Source organism: Pseudomonas sp. PME37.24/025 (assembly GCF_055556615.1).
Window position 1 is genome coordinate 1 of the sequence record NZ_JBVHNK010000327.1, and the last position, 260, is coordinate 260.

Annotated in this window: 1 protein-coding gene; it reads left to right on the plus strand. The window is 60.0% G+C overall.

Features of this window, described 5'->3' with window-relative positions; genetic code table 11:
- The coding region (locus ACZ3HH_RS30570; protein WP_465810397.1) for a hypothetical protein at nucleotides 1-260 on the plus strand (260 nt) is incomplete at both ends.

The window sequence follows — 260 nt, forward strand, 5'->3', positions numbered from 1 at the left end:
CCGTATGTCGGGGCCGCAGTCATGACGAGTACTACTTCGAGCGGCCAGATCGCATCACCAACGAACCAACCCCAAAGCCCTACCTCGCTCTGAACCGGCCAGAGATCTTCGCCCGCTCCCTTCGCAGCGAAATTCTTCGTCAGGCTTTCGCCGACCTGATATCTGTAGCCAGCGGGGAAGACGCCAGCGCGAACGTCCATGGCGCATTCGGTAAAACCACCGACTGGCAGACAATGCTCCGACCACGGCTGGAGCAATGG